At 62.0% G+C, this 22,469-nt stretch carries 18 protein-coding genes; 14 read left to right on the top strand and 4 right to left on the bottom strand.

The window, feature by feature from the left end; genetic code table 11:
- Positions 1–782: 782 nt before the first annotated feature.
- The 3 genes from ACYZUM_RS23055 to trxA all read left to right on the top strand — a co-directional run bounded on the left by ACYZUM_RS23055 (position 783) and on the right by trxA (position 2,968).
- Positions 783–1,247, top strand: coding sequence for a YbaY family lipoprotein (locus tag ACYZUM_RS23055; RefSeq protein ID WP_108183938.1), 465 nt, complete (start codon positions 783–785; stop codon positions 1,245–1,247).
- A complete protein-coding gene (locus ACYZUM_RS23060) occupies positions 1,244–1,897 on the top strand; it encodes a class I SAM-dependent methyltransferase (RefSeq protein ID WP_108183939.1) in 654 nt (217 codons plus the stop codon). Before ACYZUM_RS23055 ends, ACYZUM_RS23060 begins: the two co-directional genes overlap by 4 nt.
- A gap of 198 nt (positions 1,898–2,095) precedes the next feature.
- A complete protein-coding gene (gene trxA, locus ACYZUM_RS23065; RefSeq protein ID WP_047602506.1) occupies positions 2,096–2,968 on the top strand; it encodes a thioredoxin in 873 nt (290 codons plus the stop codon).
- A gap of 104 nt (positions 2,969–3,072) precedes the next feature.
- Here trxA and ACYZUM_RS23070 read toward each other — a convergent pair whose 3' ends face one another.
- Positions 3,073–3,432 (bottom strand): hypothetical protein, encoded by a 360-nt coding sequence (locus ACYZUM_RS23070; protein WP_108183940.1) that lies wholly within the window; start codon positions 3,430–3,432, stop codon positions 3,073–3,075.
- Positions 3,433–3,567: 135 nt separating this feature from the next.
- On the opposite strand from ACYZUM_RS23070, the gene ACYZUM_RS23075 reads away from it, so the two are divergent.
- The 5 genes from ACYZUM_RS23075 to ACYZUM_RS23095 all read left to right on the top strand — a co-directional run bounded on the left by ACYZUM_RS23075 (position 3,568) and on the right by ACYZUM_RS23095 (position 7,763).
- The gene (locus tag ACYZUM_RS23075; protein ID WP_108183941.1) at positions 3,568–4,176 is read left to right on the top strand and encodes a DUF2796 domain-containing protein; all 609 of its coding nucleotides are present in this window, start codon (positions 3,568–3,570) and stop codon (positions 4,174–4,176) included.
- Positions 4,177–4,308: 132 nt separating this feature from the next.
- Entirely contained in the window at positions 4,309–5,019 is a 711-nt protein-coding gene (locus tag ACYZUM_RS23080; protein WP_108183942.1) for an ABC transporter ATP-binding protein, read from the top strand.
- Between the two features lies 1 nt (position 5,020).
- On the top strand, positions 5,021–6,286 hold the full coding sequence (locus ACYZUM_RS23085; protein WP_108183943.1) for an ABC transporter permease: 1,266 nt from the start codon (positions 5,021–5,023) through the stop codon (positions 6,284–6,286).
- 11 nt (positions 6,287–6,297) lie between these two features.
- The gene (locus ACYZUM_RS23090) at positions 6,298–6,816 is read left to right on the top strand and encodes a DUF3299 domain-containing protein (protein WP_123588906.1); all 519 of its coding nucleotides are present in this window, start codon (positions 6,298–6,300) and stop codon (positions 6,814–6,816) included.
- A gap of 248 nt (positions 6,817–7,064) precedes the next feature.
- Complete coding sequence (locus ACYZUM_RS23095) at positions 7,065–7,763, top strand: OmpW/AlkL family protein (RefSeq protein ID WP_041074487.1); 699 nt, start codon at positions 7,065–7,067, stop codon at positions 7,761–7,763.
- Between the two features lie 183 nt (positions 7,764–7,946).
- Here the strand turns inward: ACYZUM_RS23095 and ACYZUM_RS23100 are convergent, their stop codons facing one another.
- Positions 7,947–8,876, bottom strand: a complete 930-nt coding sequence (locus ACYZUM_RS23100; protein WP_108183944.1) for an NAD-dependent epimerase/dehydratase family protein — start codon at positions 8,874–8,876, stop codon at positions 7,947–7,949.
- On the bottom strand, positions 8,869–9,753 hold the full coding sequence (locus tag ACYZUM_RS23105) for a sugar nucleotide-binding protein (RefSeq protein ID WP_041074483.1): 885 nt from the start codon (positions 9,751–9,753) through the stop codon (positions 8,869–8,871). The genes ACYZUM_RS23100 and ACYZUM_RS23105 overlap by 8 nt, the downstream gene beginning before the upstream one ends.
- A gap of 323 nt (positions 9,754–10,076) precedes the next feature.
- Here ACYZUM_RS23105 and ACYZUM_RS23110 point away from each other — a divergent pair, with 323 nt between their 5' ends.
- Positions 10,077–14,510, top strand: coding sequence for a DEAD/DEAH box helicase (locus tag ACYZUM_RS23110; protein WP_108183946.1), 4,434 nt, complete (start codon positions 10,077–10,079; stop codon positions 14,508–14,510).
- 142 nt (positions 14,511–14,652) lie between these two features.
- On the opposite strand, the gene ACYZUM_RS23115 is transcribed toward ACYZUM_RS23110, so the two are convergent.
- Positions 14,653–16,746, bottom strand: a complete 2,094-nt coding sequence (locus ACYZUM_RS23115) for a mechanosensitive ion channel family protein (RefSeq protein WP_108183947.1) — start codon at positions 16,744–16,746, stop codon at positions 14,653–14,655.
- A gap of 339 nt (positions 16,747–17,085) precedes the next feature.
- Here ACYZUM_RS23115 and ACYZUM_RS23120 point away from each other — a divergent pair, with 339 nt between their 5' ends.
- The 5 genes from ACYZUM_RS23120 to ACYZUM_RS23140 all read left to right on the top strand — a co-directional run bounded on the left by ACYZUM_RS23120 (position 17,086) and on the right by ACYZUM_RS23140 (position 22,452).
- On the top strand, positions 17,086–18,288 hold the full coding sequence (locus tag ACYZUM_RS23120) for an MFS transporter (protein WP_108183948.1): 1,203 nt from the start codon (positions 17,086–17,088) through the stop codon (positions 18,286–18,288).
- A gap of 204 nt (positions 18,289–18,492) precedes the next feature.
- A complete protein-coding gene (locus tag ACYZUM_RS23125) occupies positions 18,493–19,419 on the top strand; it encodes a DUF72 domain-containing protein (RefSeq protein WP_108183950.1) in 927 nt (308 codons plus the stop codon).
- The gene (locus ACYZUM_RS23130; protein WP_108183951.1) at positions 19,416–20,213 is read left to right on the top strand and encodes an endonuclease/exonuclease/phosphatase family protein; all 798 of its coding nucleotides are present in this window, start codon (positions 19,416–19,418) and stop codon (positions 20,211–20,213) included. Before ACYZUM_RS23125 ends, ACYZUM_RS23130 begins: the two co-directional genes overlap by 4 nt.
- Positions 20,210–21,484, top strand: a complete 1,275-nt coding sequence (gene clsB / locus ACYZUM_RS23135) for a cardiolipin synthase ClsB (protein ID WP_108183952.1) — start codon at positions 20,210–20,212, stop codon at positions 21,482–21,484. Before ACYZUM_RS23130 ends, clsB begins: the two co-directional genes overlap by 4 nt.
- Entirely contained in the window at positions 21,481–22,452 is a 972-nt protein-coding gene (locus ACYZUM_RS23140) for a lysylphosphatidylglycerol synthase domain-containing protein (RefSeq protein ID WP_108183953.1), read from the top strand. The genes clsB and ACYZUM_RS23140 overlap by 4 nt, the downstream gene beginning before the upstream one ends.
- Positions 22,453–22,469 lie beyond the last annotated feature (17 nt).

Below are 22,469 nucleotides of genomic sequence, written 5' to 3' on the forward strand. Positions count from 1 at the left end.
TCCCTACAGGGATAACCGACCACATACCTTTTGGTTAGAGCCTGACAGCAGCTTTGGCTCCTTCATGCTCACGGCGTTTATCAACGGTTCACGTTAGTTGTCCCTACCAGTCAGCCTTGCGCCTCAACCCGGTACTGCTCCGAGTCTCTACAGGCTCCCTCACGGAAGAACCGTACCCTTTACGGGGGCTACGTTGTCGGGCGAGCTCCGAACAACACTGTTGCCAGTGATGCACGTCGCCCTAGGCTACCGTTGGTCGTACAACGAGTCCGCTACCATCCTGTGAAAGCAATGGTTGGACAATGACAGACAGAGCTTTCGCTCATGTCTCCGGGGAAATGGAAACGGGGACGACCGAATAGGTCGCTCGCTTCTGAATTGTAACCTCCTGTTTCAAACGAGCAGGAGGAGACCCCTGCGGGGGTCTGAGCTCCCACAAGGGTTGGATTTAAGAGGCTCTCCAAAACCGGGGTACCGGTTCTGCGGTCGTGCTACCGAGGGCTAAACGACCTTTGGGCTTGCCTGTCGCCGCAGCGATAAGTCCTTGAAGGCAATGGACTTCCGGGCTGGTTTTGTTTCCTGGGGATGGTTACCTAGGTATTCGATTTCCTTGCGGAAATCCCATCAAGCTGACCATACAGCTTGGTGCTGGAGACACGCTACGCGTGTCGCACAGGGAGGGCCATGGTAGCGCATCCCGGTGGCAAGACAAGCCATAGGGTTTGCGGTATACAGACTGCCATGATCGTTTGATCCACGGATTTCATTTTCTGGAGCTGCCAATGTCGCTACGACCGCTCGTTTTGCTCAGTCTTTTCGCCCTGCTGGTGGCCTGCGGTAGCGATAAACCCAAACCGCAACCGCCAACACCGGGCCCGGCACCACAACAGGCGCAGAAAAAAGCCAAGGAAGCCGCCGACCTGGGTCCGCTGCCTGCCTATCAACGGGAACTGAGCGGCACCCTGCAAGGCGTGCCGGCCGGGGCCGAAGTCGAACTGGCGCTGCTGGTGATCGATGAAAAATCGCGTCCGCAACAACTGCTCGCCAGTTCCAGCCTGATCGGCAACAACCAGATTCTGCCGTTTCGCCTGCGCTTCAATCCGGAGTCATTTCCGGCCGGCGCACGGGTTGAGCTGCGAGGTCGTGCCACGCAATCGGGCCAGTTGATCCTGCACCTGCCGTCACAAACCATCACCCAGCCGACCACACAGGCGCTGGGCCAGCTGCAATTTGTCAAAGCACCATGACCGTACCGCTCGACCTGCAACAGGCGCTGGGTGAATTGCTCGGTGATGCGCGGCTCAAGTCCTGCACATTGCCCGGCACCGATTTGCAGCTGTGGCTGATCGACGGCGAGAACATGGATCGTGAATTCAGCCCGGACGAAACCCGGCGCATCCTTCACGAGCCGCCCTATTGGAGTTTCTGCTGGGCCAGCGGCCTGGCGGTGGCGCGCTATCTCGCGGAGTTCCCCGAGTGGGTGCGCGGCAAGCGGGTGCTGGATTTCGGCGCCGGTTCCGGGATCGCCGCGATTGCTGCGGTGAAGGCCGGGGCGTTGGAGGTGGTGGTCTGTGATCTGGATCCGCTGGCGATTGCTGCGTGTCGGGCCAACGCTGAACTCAATGATGTGCAGATGAGTTATTCGACGGACTTCTTTGCCGAGGCTGATCGTTTCGATCTGATTCTGGTGGCGGACGTGCTCTACGACCGCGAGAACCTGCCGCTGCTCGATGCGTTTCTCAGCCGTGGCCGCGAGGCGCTGGTAGCAGATTCGCGGGTTCGGGATTTTCGTCATCCGTTGTATGAGCGCATTGAAATGCTTGAGGCGATGACGTTGCCGGATCTGGCGGAGCCGGAAGAGTTCAGACATGTCAGTCTTTACCATGCGCGGCGCTAACCAAAAGCATCGCGGGCAAGCCCGCTCCCACAGTGACCGAGTCGAACCAACATTTCTTCTACGACACAGAATCCTGTGGGAGCTGGCTTGCCAGCGATGGCGTCCTGCCTAGCGGTACACCTCTCAAATCTGCCCCGCTTCCGGCCACACCCCGCCAAGCCGTATAGTTGCCCCATCCACGCTTTTACGAGATCCCCCATGAGTCAGCAAACGCCGTACATCTTCGACGCCACGACTGCCGATTTCGACCAGTCGGTGATCGAAGCCTCCTTCAACAAACCGGTGCTGGTGGATTTCTGGGCCGAATGGTGTGCGCCGTGCAAGGCGCTGATGCCGATGCTGCAAGGCATTGCCGAGAGCTATCAGGGCGAACTGCTGCTGGCCAAGGTCAACTGCGACATCGAACAGGACATCGTCGCCCGCTTCGGCATTCGCAGCCTGCCGACCGTGGTGCTGTTCAAGGACGGCCAACCGGTCGACGGTTTTGCCGGTGCGCAGCCGGAGTCCGCCGTGCGCGCCCTGCTCGAACCGCATGTACAGATGCCACCGCCGGCCGCTGCCGATCCGTTCGAACAGGCGCAGGCACTGTTCGATGAAGGTCGTTACGCGGAAGCAGAAGCCGCGCTGGTAGTGATGCTCACCGAAGACAACAGCAACGCCAAAGCGCTGATCCTCTACGCCCGCTGCCTGACCGAACGCGGCGAACTGGGTGAGGCGCAAACCGTGCTCGACGCAGTCAAGAGCGATGAGCACAAGGCTGCACTGGCCGGCGCCAAAGCGCAGATCAAATTCCTTGGCCTGGCCCGCGATCTGCCGGATGCCGCCGACCTCAAGGCGCGTCTGGCCAAAGATCCGCAGGACGACGAAGCGGTGTATCAACTGGCGATCCAGCAACTGGCGCGTCAGCAATACGAAGCGGCGCTGGAAGCCTTGCTCAAGCTGTTCATCCGTAACCGCAGCTACGGTGAAGGCCTGCCGCACAAGACCTTGCTGCAGGTGTTCGAACTGTTGGGCAACGATCATCCGCTGGTGACCGCTTACCGCCGTAAGGTATTTGCTGCGCTTTATTAAGATCAAAAGATCGCAGCCTACGGCAGCTCCTACATTTGATCGTGTTCTTCCATATTTTGCGGATGAACCTGTAGGAGCTGCCGCAGGCTGCGATCTTTTGCGGCCTACTCGATCCAGCTATAGAGCGGCGTATCCCCGCCGCTCGCTACTTTCACCTGTGAACTGTGGCGTAGACGTACCAACAGCCGTTTGCCTGCAGCCGCGCTGCCAGTCAATCCCTCAAACTGCTCCAGCAAATCCGGCCCGCTGAGCTGCCCGGCCTTGCGCAACAGATCCTGCGCGACCTGCCACAACGCATCGTCCTGGTTAAGTGGTTTCGCTGCCGACGCGCTCAATGCCGCTTCAGGCTGATCACCCTGCGGCTGCGCGCCAAGGGCTGCGCCGAGCCTCACCCAATCGCTGTCATCCAGCTCCACCGTCAAATCCACCGGCGTCGCGCCAACGGTTCCGCGTATCCGCAACATCTGCTTCGCTCCTGCACATTTCTGACCTGCATGCTCCCACGGGACTTGTGCAACGCCAAGCGCACGGGCAAACTCTGCGCACTTTCGTTATAAGATTACATAACAATCTCTTCACTTTACTTTCCGGAGACCGCCATGCGTCGTCTGCTGCTCGCTTTGCCGTTTGCCCTGTTGCCGCTGGCCATCGCCCATGCCGCCGATGAGCACGATCATGATCACGACCACGAGCACGGCAGCCTCGGTGCCCACGAACATGGCGTCGGCCGACTGAACGCCGCACTCGACGGCCAGACTCTGGAGCTGGAACTGGAAAGCCCGGCGATGAACCTGGTGGGCTTCGAACATGCCGCCACCAGCGACGCCGACAAGGCCAAGGTCGCCGCCGCCCGCGCCAAACTGGAAAACCCGCTGGCGCTGTTCAGCCTGCCGGCCGCCGCCGGTTGCAAGGTCACCAGCCAGGAACTGGAAAGCCCGCTGTTCGGCGACAAGCCGGCTGCCGACGAGCATGACGATGATGACCACGACGAAGATGCCAAGGGTGGTGAAGCGCATCACCACGATCACAGCGAAATCCACGCACACTACCAATTCAGTTGCGCTGCACCAGGTGCCTTGAAGACCCTGGATCTGGCGAACCTCTTCAATACCTTCCCGGCCACACAGAAAATTCAGGTACAACTGATCGGCCCGAGCGGCCAGCAAGGCACCGAAGTGACCGCCAAGGCTGCCGCCCTGAAATTCTGATTGCCTGAAAAATCCCCTGTAGGAGCTGCCGAAGGCTGCGATCTTTTGATCTTGCCTTTAAAAACTGGATCAAAAGATCGCAGCCTCCGGCAGCTCCTGCACGGGCCCGTGATCAAACATGAAACTGGTGCCATGACCCAAGCACTCATCGAACTGTCCGACCTGGGCTTCAACTGGCCCGGCCACCCGCCGCTGCTGGACATCCCGACGTTTCGCCTGGAGCCCGGCGAAACCCTGTTCCTCAAAGGCCCCAGCGGCAGTGGCAAGACCACCCTGCTCGGCCTGCTCGGTGGCGTGCAGAAGCCCGGACGCGGCAGCATTCGCCTGCTCGGCCAGGAACTGACCGAACTGGGTGCCGGCGCCCGCGACCGCTTTCGCGTCGATCACACTGGCTACATCTTCCAGCAATTCAACCTGCTGCCGTTTCTTTCGGTACGCGAGAATGTCGAGTTGCCCTGCCACTTCTCCAAACTGCGTGCCGAGCGGGCGAAACAGCGCCACGGCAGCGTCGACCAGGCCGCCGCCACCCTGCTCGCTCACCTGGGTTTGAAGGACGAAAGCATCCTCGGCCGTCGCGCCGATTCGCTGTCGATCGGTCAGCAGCAACGGGTCGCCGCCGCCCGGGCCTTGATCGGCCAGCCGGAACTGGTGATCGCCGACGAACCGACCTCGGCGCTGGATTACGACGCCCGGGAAAACTTCATTCGTCTGTTGTTCGCCGAATGCCGCGAGGCCGGTTCCAGCCTGTTGTTCGTCAGTCACGACCAGAGCCTGGCGCCGCTGTTCGACCGTCACCTGTCCCTGGCCGAACTCAATCGCGCCGCCACGTCTGCCGAGGTCTGAGATGTATCTGTTTCGTCTGGCCATGGCCAGCCTGGCCAACCGCCGCTTCACCGCCCTGCTCACCGCGTTCGCCATTGCCCTTTCGGTGTGCCTGTTGCTCGCGGTCGAGCGCGTGCGCACCGAGGCCAAAGCCAGTTTCGCCAGCACCATCAGCGGCACCGACCTGATCGTCGGCGCTCGCTCCGGTTCGGTGAACCTGCTGCTGTACTCGGTGTTCCGCATCGGCAACGCGACCAACAACATTCGTTGGGACAGCTTCGAACACTTCGCCAGCAACCCGAAAGTGAAATGGGCAATCCCGATGTCCCTCGGCGACTCCCATCGCGGCTACCGGGTGATGGGCACCACCGAAGCCTATTTCGAGCATTACCAGTACGGTCGTCAGCAACATCTGGAACTGGCCGACGGCCGTGCCTTCGCCACCGATCCGTTCGAAGTGGTGCTCGGCGCCGAAGTCGCCGAGGCGCTGCATTACAAGCTCGGCGACCAACTGGTGCTGGCCCATGGTGTGGCGGCTATCAGTCTGGTCAAACACGACGACAAGCCGTTCACCGTGGTCGGCATTCTCAAGCGCACCGGCACGCCGGTAGATCGCACGTTGCACATCAGCCTCGGCGGCATGGAGGCGATTCACATCGACTGGCACAACGGCGTGCCGGCCCGGGGCAACGGCCGGATCACCGCAGATCAGGCACGCAACATGGACCTGACGCCACAGGCGATCACTGCGTTCATGCTCGGCCTCAACAGCAAGATTTCCACCTTCGCCCTGCAACGCGAGATCAATGAATACCGGGGCGAGCCAATGCTGGCGATCCTCCCGGGCGTGGCCTTGCAGGAGCTGTGGAGCCTGATGAGCACCGCTGAAAAGGCGCTGTTTGTGGTCTCGCTGTTTGTGGTGCTGACCGGGTTGATCGGCATGCTCACGGCGATTCTCACCAGCCTTAACGAGCGCCGCCGGGAGATGGCGATTTTGCGCTCGGTCGGCGCACGACCGTGGCACATCGCGAGTCTGCTGGTGCTGGAAGCTTTCGCGCTGGCACTGACCGGCGTAATCGCCGGACTGGCGTTGCTGTACCTCGGCATCGCCGCCGCGCAGGGTTACGTGCAGGCCAATTACGGGCTGTATCTGCCGCTGGCGTGGCCGAGCGAGTATGAATGGACGCTGCTCGGTGGCATTCTGGCGGCCGCGCTGCTGATGGGCAGCGTGCCGGCCTGGCGCGCGTATCGCCAATCCCTGGCCGATGGCCTGTCGATCCGTTTATGAGGATGTTCACCATGCCCCGCGCCGTGCTTGCGCTGCTGTTGCTGGTTGCCCTGCCTGTGTGGGCAGCGGCGCCGAAAGACCTGACCTGGTCGGAGATGATCCCGCCGGACGCCGCGCCGGAAGTGCCGAACATGACGCCGTTGCACGACCTGTCGAAGATGGGCGACGCGCTGTCCGCCGAGTCGGCGCCGGCGGCGAAACAGGACATGCCCAACGCGCCGGTGGTGCAGAGCCTGGACGGGCAGAACATCCGCCTGCCGGGCTACATCGTGCCGCTGGAAGTCAATGAAGAAGGACGCACTACGGAGTTTCTGCTGGTGCCTTACTTCGGCGCCTGCATCCACGTGCCGCCACCGCCGTCGAACCAGATCGTGCATGTGAAAAGCGAGCTGGGCGTGAAGCTCGACGAGCTGTATCAGCCGTACTGGGTCGAGGGACCGCTGCAGGTCAAGGCGTCCACCAGCGAACTGGCCGATGCCGGGTATCAGATGGCGGCGGACAAGATTTATGTGTATGAGCTGCCGGAGTAATTCCGGCACTTCTGTGATGTTTTTAATGGCCCCTTCGCTGGCAAGCCAGCTCCCACAGTGATCGAGTCGTTCACCCATTTTTTGAACACCAACGAAACCTGTGAGAGCGGGCTTGCCAGCGAAGGGGTCGGCAAAGGTTCCACAAAAAACCGGGGCATCACTGTTTCATTGAGCTGAGTCAAAAGACCGTATCAGTTGGCTTCATACCATAGGACATCAGACATTTTTAACGTCCTTTTGGAGCTCCCATGAACAAGTCCTTGCTCAGCGCCTCGCTGTTTGCAGTCGCGCTCGCAGCCCCGCTCGCCCACGCCCACGAAGCCGGTGACATCATCGTTCGCGCCGGTGCGATCACCGTCAACCCGAAGGCCGACAGCTCCAGCGTCAAAGTCGATCAGGGTCCTTTGAGCGGCACCAACCTGGGCGGCAAGGCGACCATGAGCAGCGACACCCAACTGGGTCTGAACTTCGCCTACATGCTGACCAACAACATCGGGATCGAGTTGCTGGCGGCCTCGCCGTTCGAGCATGACGTGAAGATCAAAGGCACCGCGCTGCCAGCGGCCAACGGCAAACTCGGCACCCTGAAACACCTGCCGCCCACCCTCAGCGTCGTGTACTACCCGCTGGATGCGAAATCGCCGTTCCAGCCTTACATCGGTGGCGGCATCAACTACACCTGGATCTACGACGAGCACGTCGGCAGCGAAGCCCAGTCCAACGGCTTCAGCAACTTCAAGGCGAAAAACTCCTGGGGCCTGGCCTGGCAGGTCGGCGCCGACTACATGCTGACCGACAACATCATGCTCAACGCCCAGGTGCGCTACATCGACATCGATACTCGTGCCACCGTCGAGAACAACGCCGTGGCACCGGGTACCCGTGCCAAGGTGAATGTTGATGTCGATCCGTTTGTGTACATGGTGGGTCTGGGCTACAAGTTCTAAGGCAGATTCAACCAGGAACGTTCACGTGGTGGTGAATGAGGCTTTGGGTGAGCAGGCTTAGAACTGACGACGATCACTTCGTGATCGATCGGGGATAAATCCCCTCGCCACAGGATTAGCGACACATTCCGGCCGTGAAAAAGGCGCCTGTCAAAAGGCGCCTTTTTCATGTCTGCGATAAACCTATTTGCCCAGCAACCGCGCCAGCCCCACACGCATCGGCGTCGGCTCTGGCAGCTTGAAACGTTGCAGCAAACGCGTGTTGTTCGCCCGCGAATGACGGATGTCGCCGGCGCGCGCCGGGCCATAGCTGACCGGTGGCAGTTCACCGACCACTTCCTGCAGCGTTTGCAACATCTGCTTGAGGTTCATCGCCTGATTCCAGCCGACGTTCATCGCGCCCACTTCCACTTCAGGCTTGTCGATTGCCTGCACCAGCACGTCGACCAGATCCTCGACATAGAGGAAATCGCGGGTCTGCTCACCATCGCCGAACACGGTGATCGGCAGACCTTTCTGCGCCCGCTCGCTGAAAATGCTGATGACCCCGGAATACGGCGAGGACGGATCCTGGCGTGGGCCGAAGATGTTGAAGAAGCGGAAGATCACCGGCTCCAGACCGTGCTGGCGACGGTAGAAATCGAAGTAGTGCTCGCCGGCCAGTTTGTCCGAGGCATACGGGGTCAGCGGGGCCTTTGGCGTGTCTTCGTCAATCGACTCGCCTTCGCCATTGTTGCCGTACACCGCTGCGCTCGACGCGTAGAGCACACGCTTGACCCCGGCCTGGCGCATGGCTTCGCAGACATTCAGGGTGCCGATGAAATTGCTCTGGTGCGTCTTCACCGGATCGTCCACCGACGCCTGCACCGAAGCGACTGCCGCCAAATGCGCAACGGCGCTGCAGCCTTGCATGGCCTGCGCGACCAGCGCGGCATCGGCGACGTCACCGACGATCAGTTCGACCTGTGGATTATCCAGCGGCAGATTGCTGCGTTTGCCAGTCGACAGATCATCGAGAATCCGCACCGAATGGCCGGTGGCGAGCAATGCATCCGTCAGGTGCGAGCCGATGAAACCGGCGCCGCCGGTGATTAAAACAGGGCCTTCAGCCATGACGATAAAACCTATCCAGTAAAGCCGGGAGTGCGGCGCGCCAGGCGCGGGGCTTGATCCCGAAAGTGTGCAGAATTTTCTTGCAGGCGAGGACCGCGTGCTGCGGTTCCTCGGCGGCATCCGGCCGCGCGGCATGGGCCTGGGCGGTCGGCGCTTCGATCGCCAGCGGATGCAGGCTGCGTGCTTCGGTCAGAATCGCCTGACCGAGCGCCAGCGGCGTGGTCGCCTCATGGCCGGCGTAATGGTAAGTGCCCCACAGCGGCGCCGCGCAATCGAGTTGCTTGAGCACCGAAATGATCACTCGCGCCGCATCGTCCACCGGGGTCGGATTGCCCCGGCGGTCATCGGCCATGAGCAATTCATCCGGCTGTTCGGCGCGGGCGAGGAAACGTCCGAGGGTGCCTTCAGGGCTGTCATCGAGCAGCCAGCCGAAGCGCAGCAACACGTGTTGCGGGCAGGTCGCGCGGACACTTTGCTCGATGCGCCACAGCGCCTGGCCGCGCAGGCCCAGCGGCACCGGCTCGTCTTTTTCGCTGTAGGCAGTCGCCCGCGAACCGTCGAATACCCGGTAACTGGACGGTTGCACAAGAATGATGTTGTGGTGCTGGCACAGTTCCGCCAGCCGTTCGATGGCGCGCTCCTGGCCGGCCAGACGGCTTTCGCTGACGGTCTCGGCCTGGAACCAGTCGAAATAGTAGGCGAGGTTGATCAACGCATCCGGACGGGTATCGTCGAGCAGTTGCGTCAGGCTCGCGGCATCCCAGCCGTCTTCTGGCGGGCGGGGGGCGAGGAAACCGATGTCTTCTTCCGCACCGAGGCGAATCAGCGCCTGCCCAAGGGCATTTCCGCCGCCCAGTAACATAAGGCGCATTCGCATAGAGTCAGCAGGCCCAGTCTGATTGGAACGATGGCTTTAGCGACGGTGCGGGTGACACCGTCATCGATAATTGCCGGAATCGTTGCATTTTGCGGGTTTAGTGCGCAACCGTCACCCGTAAAGTGTAGATCGCCGGGAATTGTGCTGAATCAACTGGCCCCATCGCTGGCAAGCCAGCGCCCACAGGGTTCAGTGTTGATTGCCAAACTGTTGAACAACAACAATCACTGTGGGAGCTGGCTTGCCAGCGATGAGGCCCTGATGAACAGCGCAGATCCCCAGCGGTACTTGCATCTTGCCGCCCCCACCCGCATAACTTGAGCATGAATCTGCCCATCCCCAAGGACGCCGCCCTGGCTGGCTTTCACCCCGCCGTCAGCGCCTGGTTCAGCAGCACCTTCCCGTCGGTCACCGCCGCCCAGGCCCGCGCATGGCCGTTGATCCGCCAGCGCCGCTCGACGCTGATCGCCGCGCCCACCGGCTCCGGCAAAACCCTCACCGCGTTTCTCGCGGTGCTCGACGACCTCGTCCACCGTGGCCTGGAAAACCCCGACGGCCTGCCCGACGAAACCCTGGTGGTCTACGTTTCACCGCTCAAGGCTTTATCCAACGACATCCGCATCAACCTGCAAAATCCGCTGGCCGGAATCACTGAGCAGCTGCGCCAGATGGGCCTGGCCGAATTACACATCACCACCGCCGTACGTACCGGCGACACGCCACAGAAAGACCGCGCCGCCATGCGCAAAAGTGCGCCGCACATTCTGGTGACCACGCCAGAATCGCTGTACGTGCTGCTCGGCTCCGAGTCCGGGCGCAAAATGCTCGGCAGCACGCGCACGGTGATCATCGACGAGATTCACTCCATCGCTGCCGGCAAACGTGGCAGTCATCTGGCGCTGAGCCTCGAACGCCTGCAGGCGCTGTGTGCCGAACCCTTGACCCGCATCGGCTTGTCCGCCACGCAAAAGCCGATTGATGCCGTGGCACGATTTCTGGTCGGCACCGATCGCCCCTGCGAGATCATCGACATCGGCCACGCCCGGCCACGGGATCTGGGCATCGAAGTGCCGCCAGTGCCGTTGTCGGCAGTGATGGCCAACGACGTTTGGGAACTGGTTTATGACCGGCTCGCCGAATTGGCCCGCGAACACCGCACCACGCTGATTTTCGTCAATACCCGGCGCCTCGCCGAACGCCTGAGCCGACACCTCAGCGAACGCCTGGGCAAGCACGCAGTGGCCGCGCACCACGGCAGCCTGGCCAAGGAATTCCGCCTCGACGCCGAACAGCGGCTCAAGCGCGGCGAGTTGCAAGTGCTGGTCGCCACCGCTTCGCTGGAATTGGGCATCGATATCGGCGAAGTCGATCTGGTCTGCCAAATATCCTCGCCACGTTCGATTGCCGGGTTTCTGCAAAGAGTCGGACGCTCCGGGCACCAGGTCGGCGGCACGCCCAAGGGCCGCTTGTTCGCCACCACCCGCGACGACCTGATCGAGTGCGCCGCCCTGCTCGACTGCGTGCGCCGTGGCGAACTCGACACCCTGCACATCCCCGAAGCGCCGCTCGATGTACTGGCGCAGCAGATCATCGCCGAAGTCAGTTGCCGGGAATGGGCGGAAGATGCGCTGCTCGCGCTGTTCCGCCAAGCATCGCCGTACCGCGGTCTCGACGAAAAACACTATCAGGCGCTGCTGACCATGCTCGCCGAAGGCTACAACGGCCGCCAAGGCATCCGCAGCGCCTACCTGCACCGCGACGCCGTCAGCCGCACGCTGCGCGGCCGCCGTGGCGCGCAGCTGACCGCCGTGACCAGTGGCGGCACCATTCCCGACAATGCCGACTACAGCGTGTTGCTCGAACCGCAGGGCCTGAACATCGGCAGCGTCAATGAAGACTTCGCCGTGGAAAGCATCGCCGGTGATGTGTTCCAGCTCGGCAATACCTCCTACCGCATCCTGCGGGTGGAAACCGGCAAGGTGCGCGTCGAGGATGCCCAGGGCCAGCCGCCGACCATTCCATTCTGGCTCGGCGAAGCCCCGGGGCGCAGCGATGAATTGTCTGCGGCGGTGGCGCGGCTGCAAGCGACTCTCGACCTGTTGCTCGGCGCCAGCCCCGGCGATCTGCAACCGGCGCTCGACTGGTTGACCGCAACCCTCGGCCTGAACCGTGCCAGCGCCGAACAACTGGTGGAGTATCTCGCCCGCGCTCGCCTGACCCTCGGCGCCCTGCCCTCGCAGGACACGCTGCTGATGGAGCGGTTTTTCGATGAGTCCGGCGGTACTCAGTTGATCATCCATTCACCGTTCGGCAGCCGCATCAACCGCGCCTGGGGCCTGGCCTTGCGCAAGCGTTTCTGCCGCACGTTCAACTTCGAGTTGCAGGCAGCTGCCAGCGAAGACGCGATCGTCCTGTCGCTGTCCACCAGCCACAGTTTCGAACTGGATGATGTCTGGCGGTACCTGCACAGCAACAGCGCCGAGCACATCCTGATTCAGGCGATTCTCGACGCGCCGCTGTTCGGCGTGCGCTGGCGCTGGAATGCCGGCGTGGCCCTGGCGTTGCCGCGTTTTACCGGCGGGCGCAAAGTCGCGCCGCAGTTGCAGCGGATGAAAAGCGAAGACCTGATCGCCAGCGTGTTCCCCGATCAGATCGCCTGCCTGGAAAACCTCGCCGGCGAGCGGGAGGTTCCCGAGCATCCGCTGGTGGAGCAGACCCTCGACGATTGCCTGCACGAGGCCATGGACAGCGACGGCTGGCTCACGCTGCTGCGGCGCATGGAGCGTGGCGAGGTGCGGTTGATCAGCCGCGATCTGCCGGCACCCTCGCCGCTGGCGGCGGAAATTCTCAGCGCGCGGCCGTACAGTTTTCTCGACGATGCGCCGCTGGAAGAACGCCGCACCCAAGCGGTGATCAACCGGCGCTGGAGCGATCCGCAATCCACCGATGATCTCGGTGCACTCGACGCCGACGCCATCAACGCGGTGCGCGAGCAAGCGTGGCCGACGCCGGCCAACGTCGATGAAATGCACGAGGCGCTGATGAGCCTGGCGTGCGTCAGCGACCTTGAAGTTCAGGCTGGCGAACACTGGCGCGAATGGCTTGACGCGCTGACTGCGAGCGGTCGCGCCTGCCGCTTGGCCGTTCCGCCAGTAACGGCAAAAGAAAAGCTTCGCGAGCAGGCTCGCTCCCACATTCAACCGGGTTCCGCCCGTTGGAACACCGTCAACTGTGGGAGCGAGCCTGCTCGCGAAGACGGCCTCACAGTCACTACACATCCACAGCCTGGCTCGTTGTGGCTGGCGCGAGAACGCCTGAAGTGTCTGCAAGCGCTTTATCCACAGGCCACGTTGCAACCGCCGCAAGCAGCGCTGCCCGGGTTCGATGATATCTGGACGGTCGATGACGCATTGATCGAAGTGATCCGCGCCCGACTCGGCGCCTTCGGTCCGCTGCCGTTAGCCGCCATTGCCGAACCACTCGCGTTACCGATACCGCAGGTCAATCAGGCCCTCGCGCAACTGGAGCGAGAAGGCTATGTGCTGCGCGGGCATTTCACTCCGGGTGTAGCCGTTGAAGAATGGTGCGAACGGCATCTGCTGGCGCGCATTCATCGCTACACCGTCAAGCGTTTGCGTCGGGAAATCGAGCCGGTAGCACTGCAGGATTTCATGCGTTTTCTGTTCGACTGGCAGCACCTGTCCCCTGCTACGCGCGGTCAGGGCCACGCGGTGCTGCCGGCAATTATCGGCCAGTTCGAAGGCTACCCGGCAGCGGCTTCGGCGTGGGACAGCGACCTTCTCCCGGCGCGCCTGAAAGACTATTCGCCGAGCTGGCTGGATGACCTGTGCCGCAACGGCAAGCTGGTGTGGACGCGCCTCAGCGCCCGACAAAAAGTCAGCGGCACGGCGTTGCGCAGTACGCCGATTGTGCTGCTGCCGCGCAGTCAGGTCGGGCTGTGGAGTGGACTGGCCGAGCAGACGCCGGCCAGCGAACTGTCGCCGAAAACGCAAAAGGTTTATGAGGCGCTGAGTCAGCACGGCGCGCTGTTTTTCGATGAGCTGATTCACGAGGCGCATCTGCTGCGCACCGAGCTGGAAATCGCCTTGCAGGAACTGGTCGGCGCCGGCCTGGTAAACGCCGACAGCTTCGCCGGGTTGCGCGCCTTGATCACCCCGGCGAGCAAGCGCCAGCAACGCAGCAGTCGTCGTGGGCGCGGTGCATTTGTCGGTGGCATGGACGATGCCGGACGCTGGGCATTGTTGCGCCGCGGGCCACGGCAGGAAAGCGCTGAGATAGCGTCACCGGAAACCCTCGAACATGTCGCCATGACGTTGCTGCGCCGCTATGGCGTGGTGTTCTGGCGCCTGCTGGAGCGCGAAGCGGAATGGCTGCCGAGCTGGCGCGAATTGCTGCGCACGTTTCATCGGCTGGAGGCCCGTGGCGAGATTCGTGGCGGGCGCTTTGTCAGTGGTCTGGCGGGGGAGCAGTTTGCCTTGCCCGAGGCGATTCCATTACTGCGCGAGGTTCGGCGCCGGGCGCATGACGGCAGTCTGGTTGCGGTGTGCGGGGTTGATCCGCTGAACCTGGCCGGGACGTTGTTGCCAGGGGCGAAAGTACCGGCGTTGGTGAGTAATCGGCTGGTGTATCGCGATGGGATGCCAGTTGCTGCCGAGATTGCTGGCAAGCAGGTTTTCTGGACTGAGCTGGATCAGGTGGCCATGGAGCAAGTGCGCAGCAAGCTGATCCAGCATTGATGTCGACAGTTCCGGCCCTTTCGCGAGCAAGCTCGCTCCCACAGTGATTTTTGGTGTGCCTACTATTTCAACATCACCCAGAACCCTGTGGGAGCGGGCTTGCCCGCGAAGAGGCCAGAAACCCCACTACACAATCCGCCCATCAAGTACTCGACTTTTGTGGCACCTCGCTCGCTACCCATTCCCCCTCACCCTGCCGCCTGGGCAACAAAACCTGCTGTGGATAAGTCTGCGCGAAATGCACCTCGGCGCTGTTATCCACAAGCTTTTTCAAACGCTGATTGAACGCCCGGCTCACCGCATATTGCCCGCCCGACACGGTACGGAATTGCGCGGTCAGCACCACGCCGTTCAAGTCCATCCTGTCCACGCCGAATACATCCAGCGGCCCTTGCAGGTTGTACTTGAGGAACGGGTCTTCGCGAATTGAATCACCGGTCTGGCGGATCAGTTCGATGGCCTTGTCGACATCGGTGTCGTAGGTGAACTGCACCGAGAAAAACGCGAAGGCAAACTGGCGTGACTGGTTGGTGACTGCCTTGATCTGACCGAACGGTACCGAGTGCACAAACCCCTTGCCGTCGCGCAGGCGCAGGGTGCGAATGGTCAGGCCTTCTACCGTGCCGGCATGCCCGGAATCGAGCACCACCCAGTCGCCGATCGACAGCGTGTCTTCGATGATGATGAACAGCCCGGTGATTACATCCTGCACCAGTTGTTGCGAGCCGAAACCGATGGCCAGACCGACCACCCCGGCACCCGCCAACAGTGGTGCGACGTTGATGCCGAGGTTAGCCATGGTGGTGATCGCGCAGATCACCACCAGGATGATTTTGATTGCGTTGCGCAGCAGCGGCAGGATGGTTTTCACCCGGGTGCTGGGCTGGCGCGACGAGCGTTTGCTGACCGGTGGTTTCAGCGCTTCCTGAATCGCCGTGTCGAGCACCACCCACAACAGCCAGGTGACGAGGAAGATCAGGCCGATGCTGCTCAACGCATTGCTGATCGCCCGGCCGACGGTGCTGCTCTGGGCAAAATCGAGCAGCGAAACGCCCCAGATCCGCCCGAGAATATCGATGAAGGCGATCGCAATGACGATCCGCAGCAAGGCGTGCAACAGGCTGAGAAAGCGTTCCTTGTAAGCGCTGCTGCGCTGGATCGCTTCGGCTTTGCGCGACTTGAACAGGTGCTGGAGGATGGTGCTGAGGAACACCGTGCCGATCAGCAAAACCGTGGTGAACAACGCGCAGCGCAGAGCCTTTTGATTGTCCTCGCCGATACCGATCAGATTGACCGCCGAGACCAGCACCATCAACACAATCGGCCAGTACCAGAGCCCGGAAAAAATCCGCAGTGACTCCTGCATCGACGGCTGCTTCAGGCGCTGGGCCAGCGGCCGGTTGCGAATCAGATGTGCCACCGGCCGGCGCAGGCGAATCACCAGCAGACCGAAGATGACCGAGGCGATCAGCCCGGTGAACACCGCGACGCTGCTGGTGATGTTGCCGCCCAACTGACGGGCGATCTGCGGGCTGGTCAACGCGTCACTGAGGGCCGCGAGGAAGCCGATCAGGAACAGCGGTTTCGGGCAGTAGTCGCGGATGATCCGCGCGGCAGGCCGTTTGTGCCCGACGTTGAACATCACCACCACGCACAACAACATTGAAGTGGAGAAAATACCGCTGCTGGTGGCGTACGCCAGACACAGCGCCAGCGCCCGTCCCACCGAGGCTTGCAGAAAGTGGCTGACGTACAGCGTCAGCGGCAGACAGATCAGCGCCGGCAGCGTGTACGGCAGCAGGTAGCCGACCAGGTCCTGACTGCGCTGGCGGGTCCGCAGCCAACGGCCCTGACTCAGCCGCTTGGCCAGCAGGCTGCCGAGCACGGTCAGCAGCGCAAACGCGCCGAGCCAGACGCCGGACAACATCAGGAAATCCCCGGCGACGCTCCAGCCGGACCGGTTCGACGGCTGGTTGACCAGTTTGTCGACTTCGTCCGCCGCGCGGTCGGCACGCAGGCGCCAGGCATCGACCAGATGTTCATTGAGGTCGAGTTTGTCCTGCACGTCGTCGATGCTCGAACTGATCGCGCCGAGCAGACCGCCCTGCACAATCGGCTCGGGTTTGGCCGGCTCTTCAGCGGCAGCCGGAACCCCCGGCAGCGCGGCGGCTTCGAGTTCGCTGGCGCCGAGAAACAGTAGCGCTCCCAGCAGAATGGCGATCCTGAACTTGATCAAAACTGCGATCCCTCTTGGCTGAACCTATAAGGAACTGATCGGTAATTGTCAGGCAAGTTCAAGAGCACCCTCACCCCAGCCCTCTCCCCGAGGGAGAGGGAGCCGACCGAGTTGTGCTCTCGAGCTACATCGACCTGAAATATCCAGCCGAACTCAATATTGAGTGCAACCGAGATCAGCTCCCTTCCCCCTCGCCCCTTTGGGGGAGAGGTTTGGGGTGAGGGGGAGCGCTTTTGACCTTTGCGTCCAAGGCAAATATCAAATGCCCAATCCCGTATTTTTCCGCACACATCAAACCCCGACACTGCGCTCCATTCAAACCTCTACCGGAGTGCTGTCATGCCCATTGCCTTGCTCGCGCTGACCCTCAGCGCCTTCGCCATCGGGACGACCGAGTTCGTCATCGTTGGCCTGCTACCCACCATCGGCGCCGACCTCGGCGTCAGCCTGCCGTCCGCCGGCCTGCTGGTCAGTCTGTATGCCCTGGGCGTTGCCATAGGCGCGCCGGTGCTGACCGCCCTGACCGGCAAAGTCCCGCGCAAACTGTTGCTGTTGTCGCTGATGGTGCTGTTCACCCTCGGCAACCTGCTGGCCTGGCTGGCGCCCAGTTATGAATCACTGGTGCTGGCGCGGATCGTCACGGGCCTGGCGCACGGGGTGTTCTTTTCCATCGGCTCGACCATCGCCACCAGCCTGGTGCCCAAGGAAAAAGCCGCCAGCGCGATTGCGATCATGTTCACCGGCCTCACCGTGGCGCTGGTCACCGGCGTACCGCTGGGCACGTTCATCGGCCAGCATTTCGGCTGGCGTGAAACCTTCCTCGCGGTCTCGGCGCTGGGTGTGATCGCCTTCATCGGCAGCCTGCTGTATGTGCCGAACAACATCGCCCACAGCAAACCGGCGTCGCTGTTGCAACAACTGCAAGTGCTGAAACAACCGCGCCTGCTGCTGGTGTACGCCATGACCGCGATCGGTTACGGCGGCTCGTTCATCGCCTTCACCTTCCTGGCGCCGATCCTGCAGGACATCTCCGGTTTCAGCGCCGGTACCGTCAGCCTGGTGCTGCTGGTGTACGGCGTCTCGGTGGCGGCCGGCAACATCTGGGGCGGCAAAATGGCGGACAAGCGTGGGCCGATCAGCGCCCTGAAAATCATCTTCGCCCTGCTCGCCGCCGTGCTGTTCGTACTGACCTTTACCGCCAGCAACCCATGGCTGGCGCTGGCCACGGTGCTGGTGTGGGGCGCGGTGGCGTTCGGCAATGTGCCGGGGCTGCAAGTGTACGTGGTGCGTCAGGCTGAACATCACACGCCGCAGGCGGTGGACGTGGCATCGGGGCTGAACATCGCGGCGTTCAACCTGGGGATTGCCGGTGGCGCATGGGGCGGCGGGCTGATCGTCGAACACCTTGGCCTGATTCACACAGCGTGGATCGGCGGGCTGGTGGTGTTGGTGGCGCTCGCGCTGACGGCCTGGAGCGGGCGACTGGATCGCCTTGGTCCGACCTATGCCGAAAGCACTACACGAGTCGTCACCGGTCACTGATCCCATGATCCCCTGTAGGAGCTGCCGCAGGCTGCGATCTTTTGATGTTGCTTTTCAAGATCAAAAGATCGCAGCCTGCGGCAGCTCCTACAGGGATGATGTTGTCTCCAGGCTACCGTCCGTAACGCCGTCGAAACTTTCCCGAACCGCCCACAGTCATCAACAAACACAGGCTGTATGAGGACTGACGACGGGAGGGGCGGCATGGCAACGATTCACATCGGTATTTCCGGCTGGCGCTACGCTCCGTGGCGCGGGGATTTCTACCCGAAGGGACTGACCCAGAAGCGCGAACTGCAATTCGCATCACGGGCGGTCAACAGCATCGAAATCAATGGATCGTTCTACGCCCTGCAACGGCCCGAACGTTATGCGCAGTGGTACAGCGAAACGCCGGACGACTTCGTCTTCAGCGTCAAGGCGCCGCGTTTCATCACTCACGTGCGCCGCTTGCGCGAGATCGAAAAACCGCTGGCGAATTTCTTCGCCTCCGGGGTGCTGGAGCTCAAGGAAAAGCTCGGGCCGATCCTCTGGCAGTTTCCGCCGAACTTCAAATTCGACCCCGAGCGCTTCGAACACTTCCTCTCATTGTTGCCCCACGATACCGAGGCGGCCGCCGCCCTCGCCCGTCAGCACGACGCGCACCTGCACGGCCACGCCAGCCTGAAAGCCTGGCGCAAAAAACCGCTGCGCCATGCCGTCGAAATTCGCAACGACAGCTTCATCGATCCCGACTTCGTGCGCTTGTTGAAACGCTACAACACCGCCCTGGTGATCGCCGACACCGCCGGCAAATGGCCGTATCGCGAAGACCTCACCAGCGACTTCATCTACCTGCGCCTGCACGGTGCCGAAGAACTCTACGCCAGCGGCTACAGCGAATCGGCGCTGCAGAACTGGGCCAAACGCATCGACGCCTGGCACCACGGTCAACAGCCCGGCGATGCGCACCTGATCGCGCCACGCCTCAAGCCCCGGGCGCGCAAGTCCCGCGAAGTGTTCTGCTATTTCGACAACGACATCAAAGTCCGCGCGCCCTACGACGCGCGCCGGTTGCTCCACTGTTTTGAGCTGGATAAAACACTCGCCACCGCCCCCGGCGAACCCGCTGCCGAAGGGGTGCTGACATGAGTATTCCAGAGCCGGTCGGGTTCACCGACGAGCAGACCAGCGTTGAAGTGTCGGTGCGTCGTTTCACCGTGCTGACGGTCAACACCCACAAGGGCTTCACTGCGCTCAACCGACGTTTCATCCTTCCGGAGTTGCGCGAAGCCGTGCGCAGCGTGGCCGCCGACGTGGTGTTTCTGCAGGAAGTCCACGGCACCCATGAGCATCATCCCAAGCGCTACAGCAACTGGCCGACGATGCCGCAGTACGAGTTCCTCGCCGACAGCCTGTGGCCGCAATTCGCCTATGGACGCAACGCGGTGTACCCGGAGGGCGATCACGGCAATGCGCTGCTGTCGAAATTCCAGATCATCCGCCACGACAACCTCGACGTTTCGATCAGCGGCCATGAGAACCGTGGCGTGTTGCATTGCGTGCTGCGCCTGCCGGGCGAAGGCGTCGAGGTGCATGCGATTTGCGTGCATCTGGGCCTGCGCGAAAGCCATCGCAATGCGCAACTGAAGCTGCTCGGCGAGCGCATCGCGCAACTGCCGGCTGATGCCCCCGTGATCGTCGCCGGTGACTTCAATGACTGGCGCCAGCGCGCCGATGCGCTGCTCGAACCCTGCGGCCTGCGCGAAGTGTTCGCCGAACATCACGGCAACCCGGCGCGCAGTTTTCCGGCACGTCTGCCGATCCTGCGTCTGGACCGCATCTACGTACGTAACCTCAAGGCCAGCCAGCCAAACGTGTTGACAACACGGCCCTGGTCGCACCTTTCCGACCACGCCCCGTTATCGGTGGAGATCGAACTATGAGCAGCGCACCGCTGGAGAAATCCGCCGTGGAACCGATCAGCATCAACCCGCCGGTACGCGAGCCCGGACCTGTCGATGTCGAGTACAACTGGCAGGGCAACAACCGTGTCGAGTTGCTGGAAAACGGCGAGGAATATTTCCCTCGGGTGTTCGACGCCATGCGTGCGGCGAAGAGTGAAATCCTGCTGGAGACCTTCATCGTTTTCGAAGACAAGGTCGGCGCAGAGTTACAGCAGATCCTGATCGACGCCGCCCGGCGCGGCGTGCGCACCACCGTCAGCCTCGACGGTTTCGGCTGTGGTGAGTTGACCACCGGTTATCTCGCGGCATTGAGCGACGCCGGCGTGCACTTGCAGATGTTTGACCCGGCGCCCAAGCACCTGGGTTTTCGCACCAACTGGTTCCGCCGTCTGCACCGCAAGATTGTGGTGGTCGACGGACTGATCGCGTTCATTGGCGGGATCAACTTTTCCGGCGATCACCTGGCCGACTTCGGCCCCGAAGCGAAACAGGATTACGCGGTGCAGGTTCAAGGGCCGGCGGTCGCTGACATCCATCATTTCGCCCTGCTGCAAAGTGGTCGGCCGGGCCGCGCACGCTTCTGGTGGCAACGTCGGCGCCAGCGTCGGGCAGACATGGCTTTCAACGATCACGACGGTCAGGTGCGCCTGGTGTTTCGTGATAACGATCAGCACCACACCGACATCGAAGACGTGTACTTGCACGCATTGCGCCGGGCCAAACGCCGGGTGGTGATCGCCAACGCCTACTTCTTCCCCGGCTACCGCCTGCTGCGCGAGCTCCGCAACGCGGCGCGCCGTGGCGTCGAGGTGCGCCTGATCCTGCAAGGTCAACCGGACATGCTGGTGGCCAAACTGGCGGCGCGCATGACCTACGACTATCTGCTCAAGGCCGGGGTGCAGATCCACGAATATTGCCAGCGCCCGCTGCACGGCAAAGTCGCCTTGGTGGATGAGGAATGGAGCACGGTCGGTTCGAGCAATCTCGACCCGCTGAGCCTGTCACTGAACCTGGAAGCCAACGTGCTGATCCGCGATCGCACGTTCAATCAGCACTTGTTCCAGCGTCTCGAAGACCTGAGCCACAACCACTGCAAGGCGATGGACCCGAGCAAGGTGCCACGCGGACGGATCTGGCACATGACCGTGGGGTTTCTGGTGTTCCACTTCCTGCGGCATTTTCCGGCGATGGCCGGTTGGCTGCCGGCGCACAAACCACGGCTCAAGCCGTTTCGGGGGCGCATGTCATGAGCCATTCCCCAGCGCAAGCAGCGCCCGCCGTGCATTCTCGATGGAGTCGCTGGAAACGCCCACTGACGCTGCTGTTCTTCCTCGCGTTGATCGTGTTGCTGACAATGTTTGCCACCCGCATCGAATGGGCGGAAGTGCTGCAGACCCTGGCCGACTTCAAGGTGCGCACACTGCTCATCGCCGCCGGCGTGACCCTGTTGAGCTTTCTCACCTACGCCAGCTTCGACCTGATCGGGCGCACCTACATCCGCCAGGACCTGACCTGGAAACAGATCCTCCCGGTGGGGATCATCAGCTATGCGTTCAACCTCAATCTCAGCGCCTGGGTCGGCGGGATCGCCATGCGCTATCGGCTGTATTCACGCCTGGGGGTGAGCAAAAGCAACATCGCCAAAATTCTCGGTCTGAGCCTGGCCACCAACTGGTTCGGCTACATGACGATTGCCGGCGTGGTGTTCAGCAGCGGCCTGGTGAGCATGCCGCCGGGCTGGAAAATCAGCAGCGATGCGTTGCAGGGCATTGGCGTGCTGTTGCTGCTGCTGAGTGCCGGTTACCTCGCCGCGTGCCAGTTCTCCAAGCGCCGCGAATGGTCGATTCGCGGGGTGGAAATCAACCTGCCGTCCCTGCGCATGGCCGTCCTGCAACTGCTGCTGGGTGCGCTGAACTGGTCGTTGATGGCGGCGGTGATTTTCACCTTGCTGCCGGGCAAGCTGGATTATCCGCTGGTGCTTGGCGTGCTGTTGATCAGTGCGATTGCCGGGGTCATCACCCACATTCCGGCGGGGCTCGGGGTTCTGGAAGCGGTATTCGTCGCGCTGCTGCAACACGAAATTTCGCGGGGCAGTCTGGTGGCGGGATTGCTGGCGTATCGGGCGATTTATTTTCTTTTGCCGTTGTTGATCACGGTGGTGATGTATCTGCTGGTCGAGGCCAAGGCGAAGGCGTTGCGGATCGAGAAGAAGCCCTAGTCATCCTTCGCCACAGG

This window comes from Pseudomonas sp. m6p, assembly GCF_055760375.1.

Coding starts and splice junctions, on each gene's coding strand:
- ACYZUM_RS23055 (WP_108183938.1), top strand. CDS start 783: ATGTCGCTACGACCGCTCGTTTTGCTCAGTCTTTTCGCCCTGCTGGTG.
- ACYZUM_RS23060 (WP_108183939.1), top strand. CDS start 1,244: ATGACCGTACCGCTCGACCTGCAACAGGCGCTGGGTGAATTGCTCGGT.
- trxA (WP_047602506.1), top strand. CDS start 2,096: ATGAGTCAGCAAACGCCGTACATCTTCGACGCCACGACTGCCGATTTC.
- ACYZUM_RS23070 (WP_108183940.1), bottom strand. CDS start 3,432: ATGTTGCGGATACGCGGAACCGTTGGCGCGACGCCGGTGGATTTGACG.
- ACYZUM_RS23075 (WP_108183941.1), top strand. CDS start 3,568: ATGCGTCGTCTGCTGCTCGCTTTGCCGTTTGCCCTGTTGCCGCTGGCC.
- ACYZUM_RS23080 (WP_108183942.1), top strand. CDS start 4,309: ATGACCCAAGCACTCATCGAACTGTCCGACCTGGGCTTCAACTGGCCC.
- ACYZUM_RS23085 (WP_108183943.1), top strand. CDS start 5,021: ATGTATCTGTTTCGTCTGGCCATGGCCAGCCTGGCCAACCGCCGCTTC.
- ACYZUM_RS23090 (WP_123588906.1), top strand. CDS start 6,298: ATGCCCCGCGCCGTGCTTGCGCTGCTGTTGCTGGTTGCCCTGCCTGTG.
- ACYZUM_RS23095 (WP_041074487.1), top strand. CDS start 7,065: ATGAACAAGTCCTTGCTCAGCGCCTCGCTGTTTGCAGTCGCGCTCGCA.
- ACYZUM_RS23100 (WP_108183944.1), bottom strand. CDS start 8,876: ATGGCTGAAGGCCCTGTTTTAATCACCGGCGGCGCCGGTTTCATCGGC.
- ACYZUM_RS23105 (WP_041074483.1), bottom strand. CDS start 9,753: ATGCGAATGCGCCTTATGTTACTGGGCGGCGGAAATGCCCTTGGGCAG.
- ACYZUM_RS23110 (WP_108183946.1), top strand. CDS start 10,077: ATGAATCTGCCCATCCCCAAGGACGCCGCCCTGGCTGGCTTTCACCCC.
- ACYZUM_RS23120 (WP_108183948.1), top strand. CDS start 17,086: ATGCCCATTGCCTTGCTCGCGCTGACCCTCAGCGCCTTCGCCATCGGG.
- ACYZUM_RS23125 (WP_108183950.1), top strand. CDS start 18,493: ATGGCAACGATTCACATCGGTATTTCCGGCTGGCGCTACGCTCCGTGG.
- ACYZUM_RS23130 (WP_108183951.1), top strand. CDS start 19,416: ATGAGTATTCCAGAGCCGGTCGGGTTCACCGACGAGCAGACCAGCGTT.
- clsB (WP_108183952.1), top strand. CDS start 20,210: ATGAGCAGCGCACCGCTGGAGAAATCCGCCGTGGAACCGATCAGCATC.
- ACYZUM_RS23140 (WP_108183953.1), top strand. CDS start 21,481: ATGAGCCATTCCCCAGCGCAAGCAGCGCCCGCCGTGCATTCTCGATGG.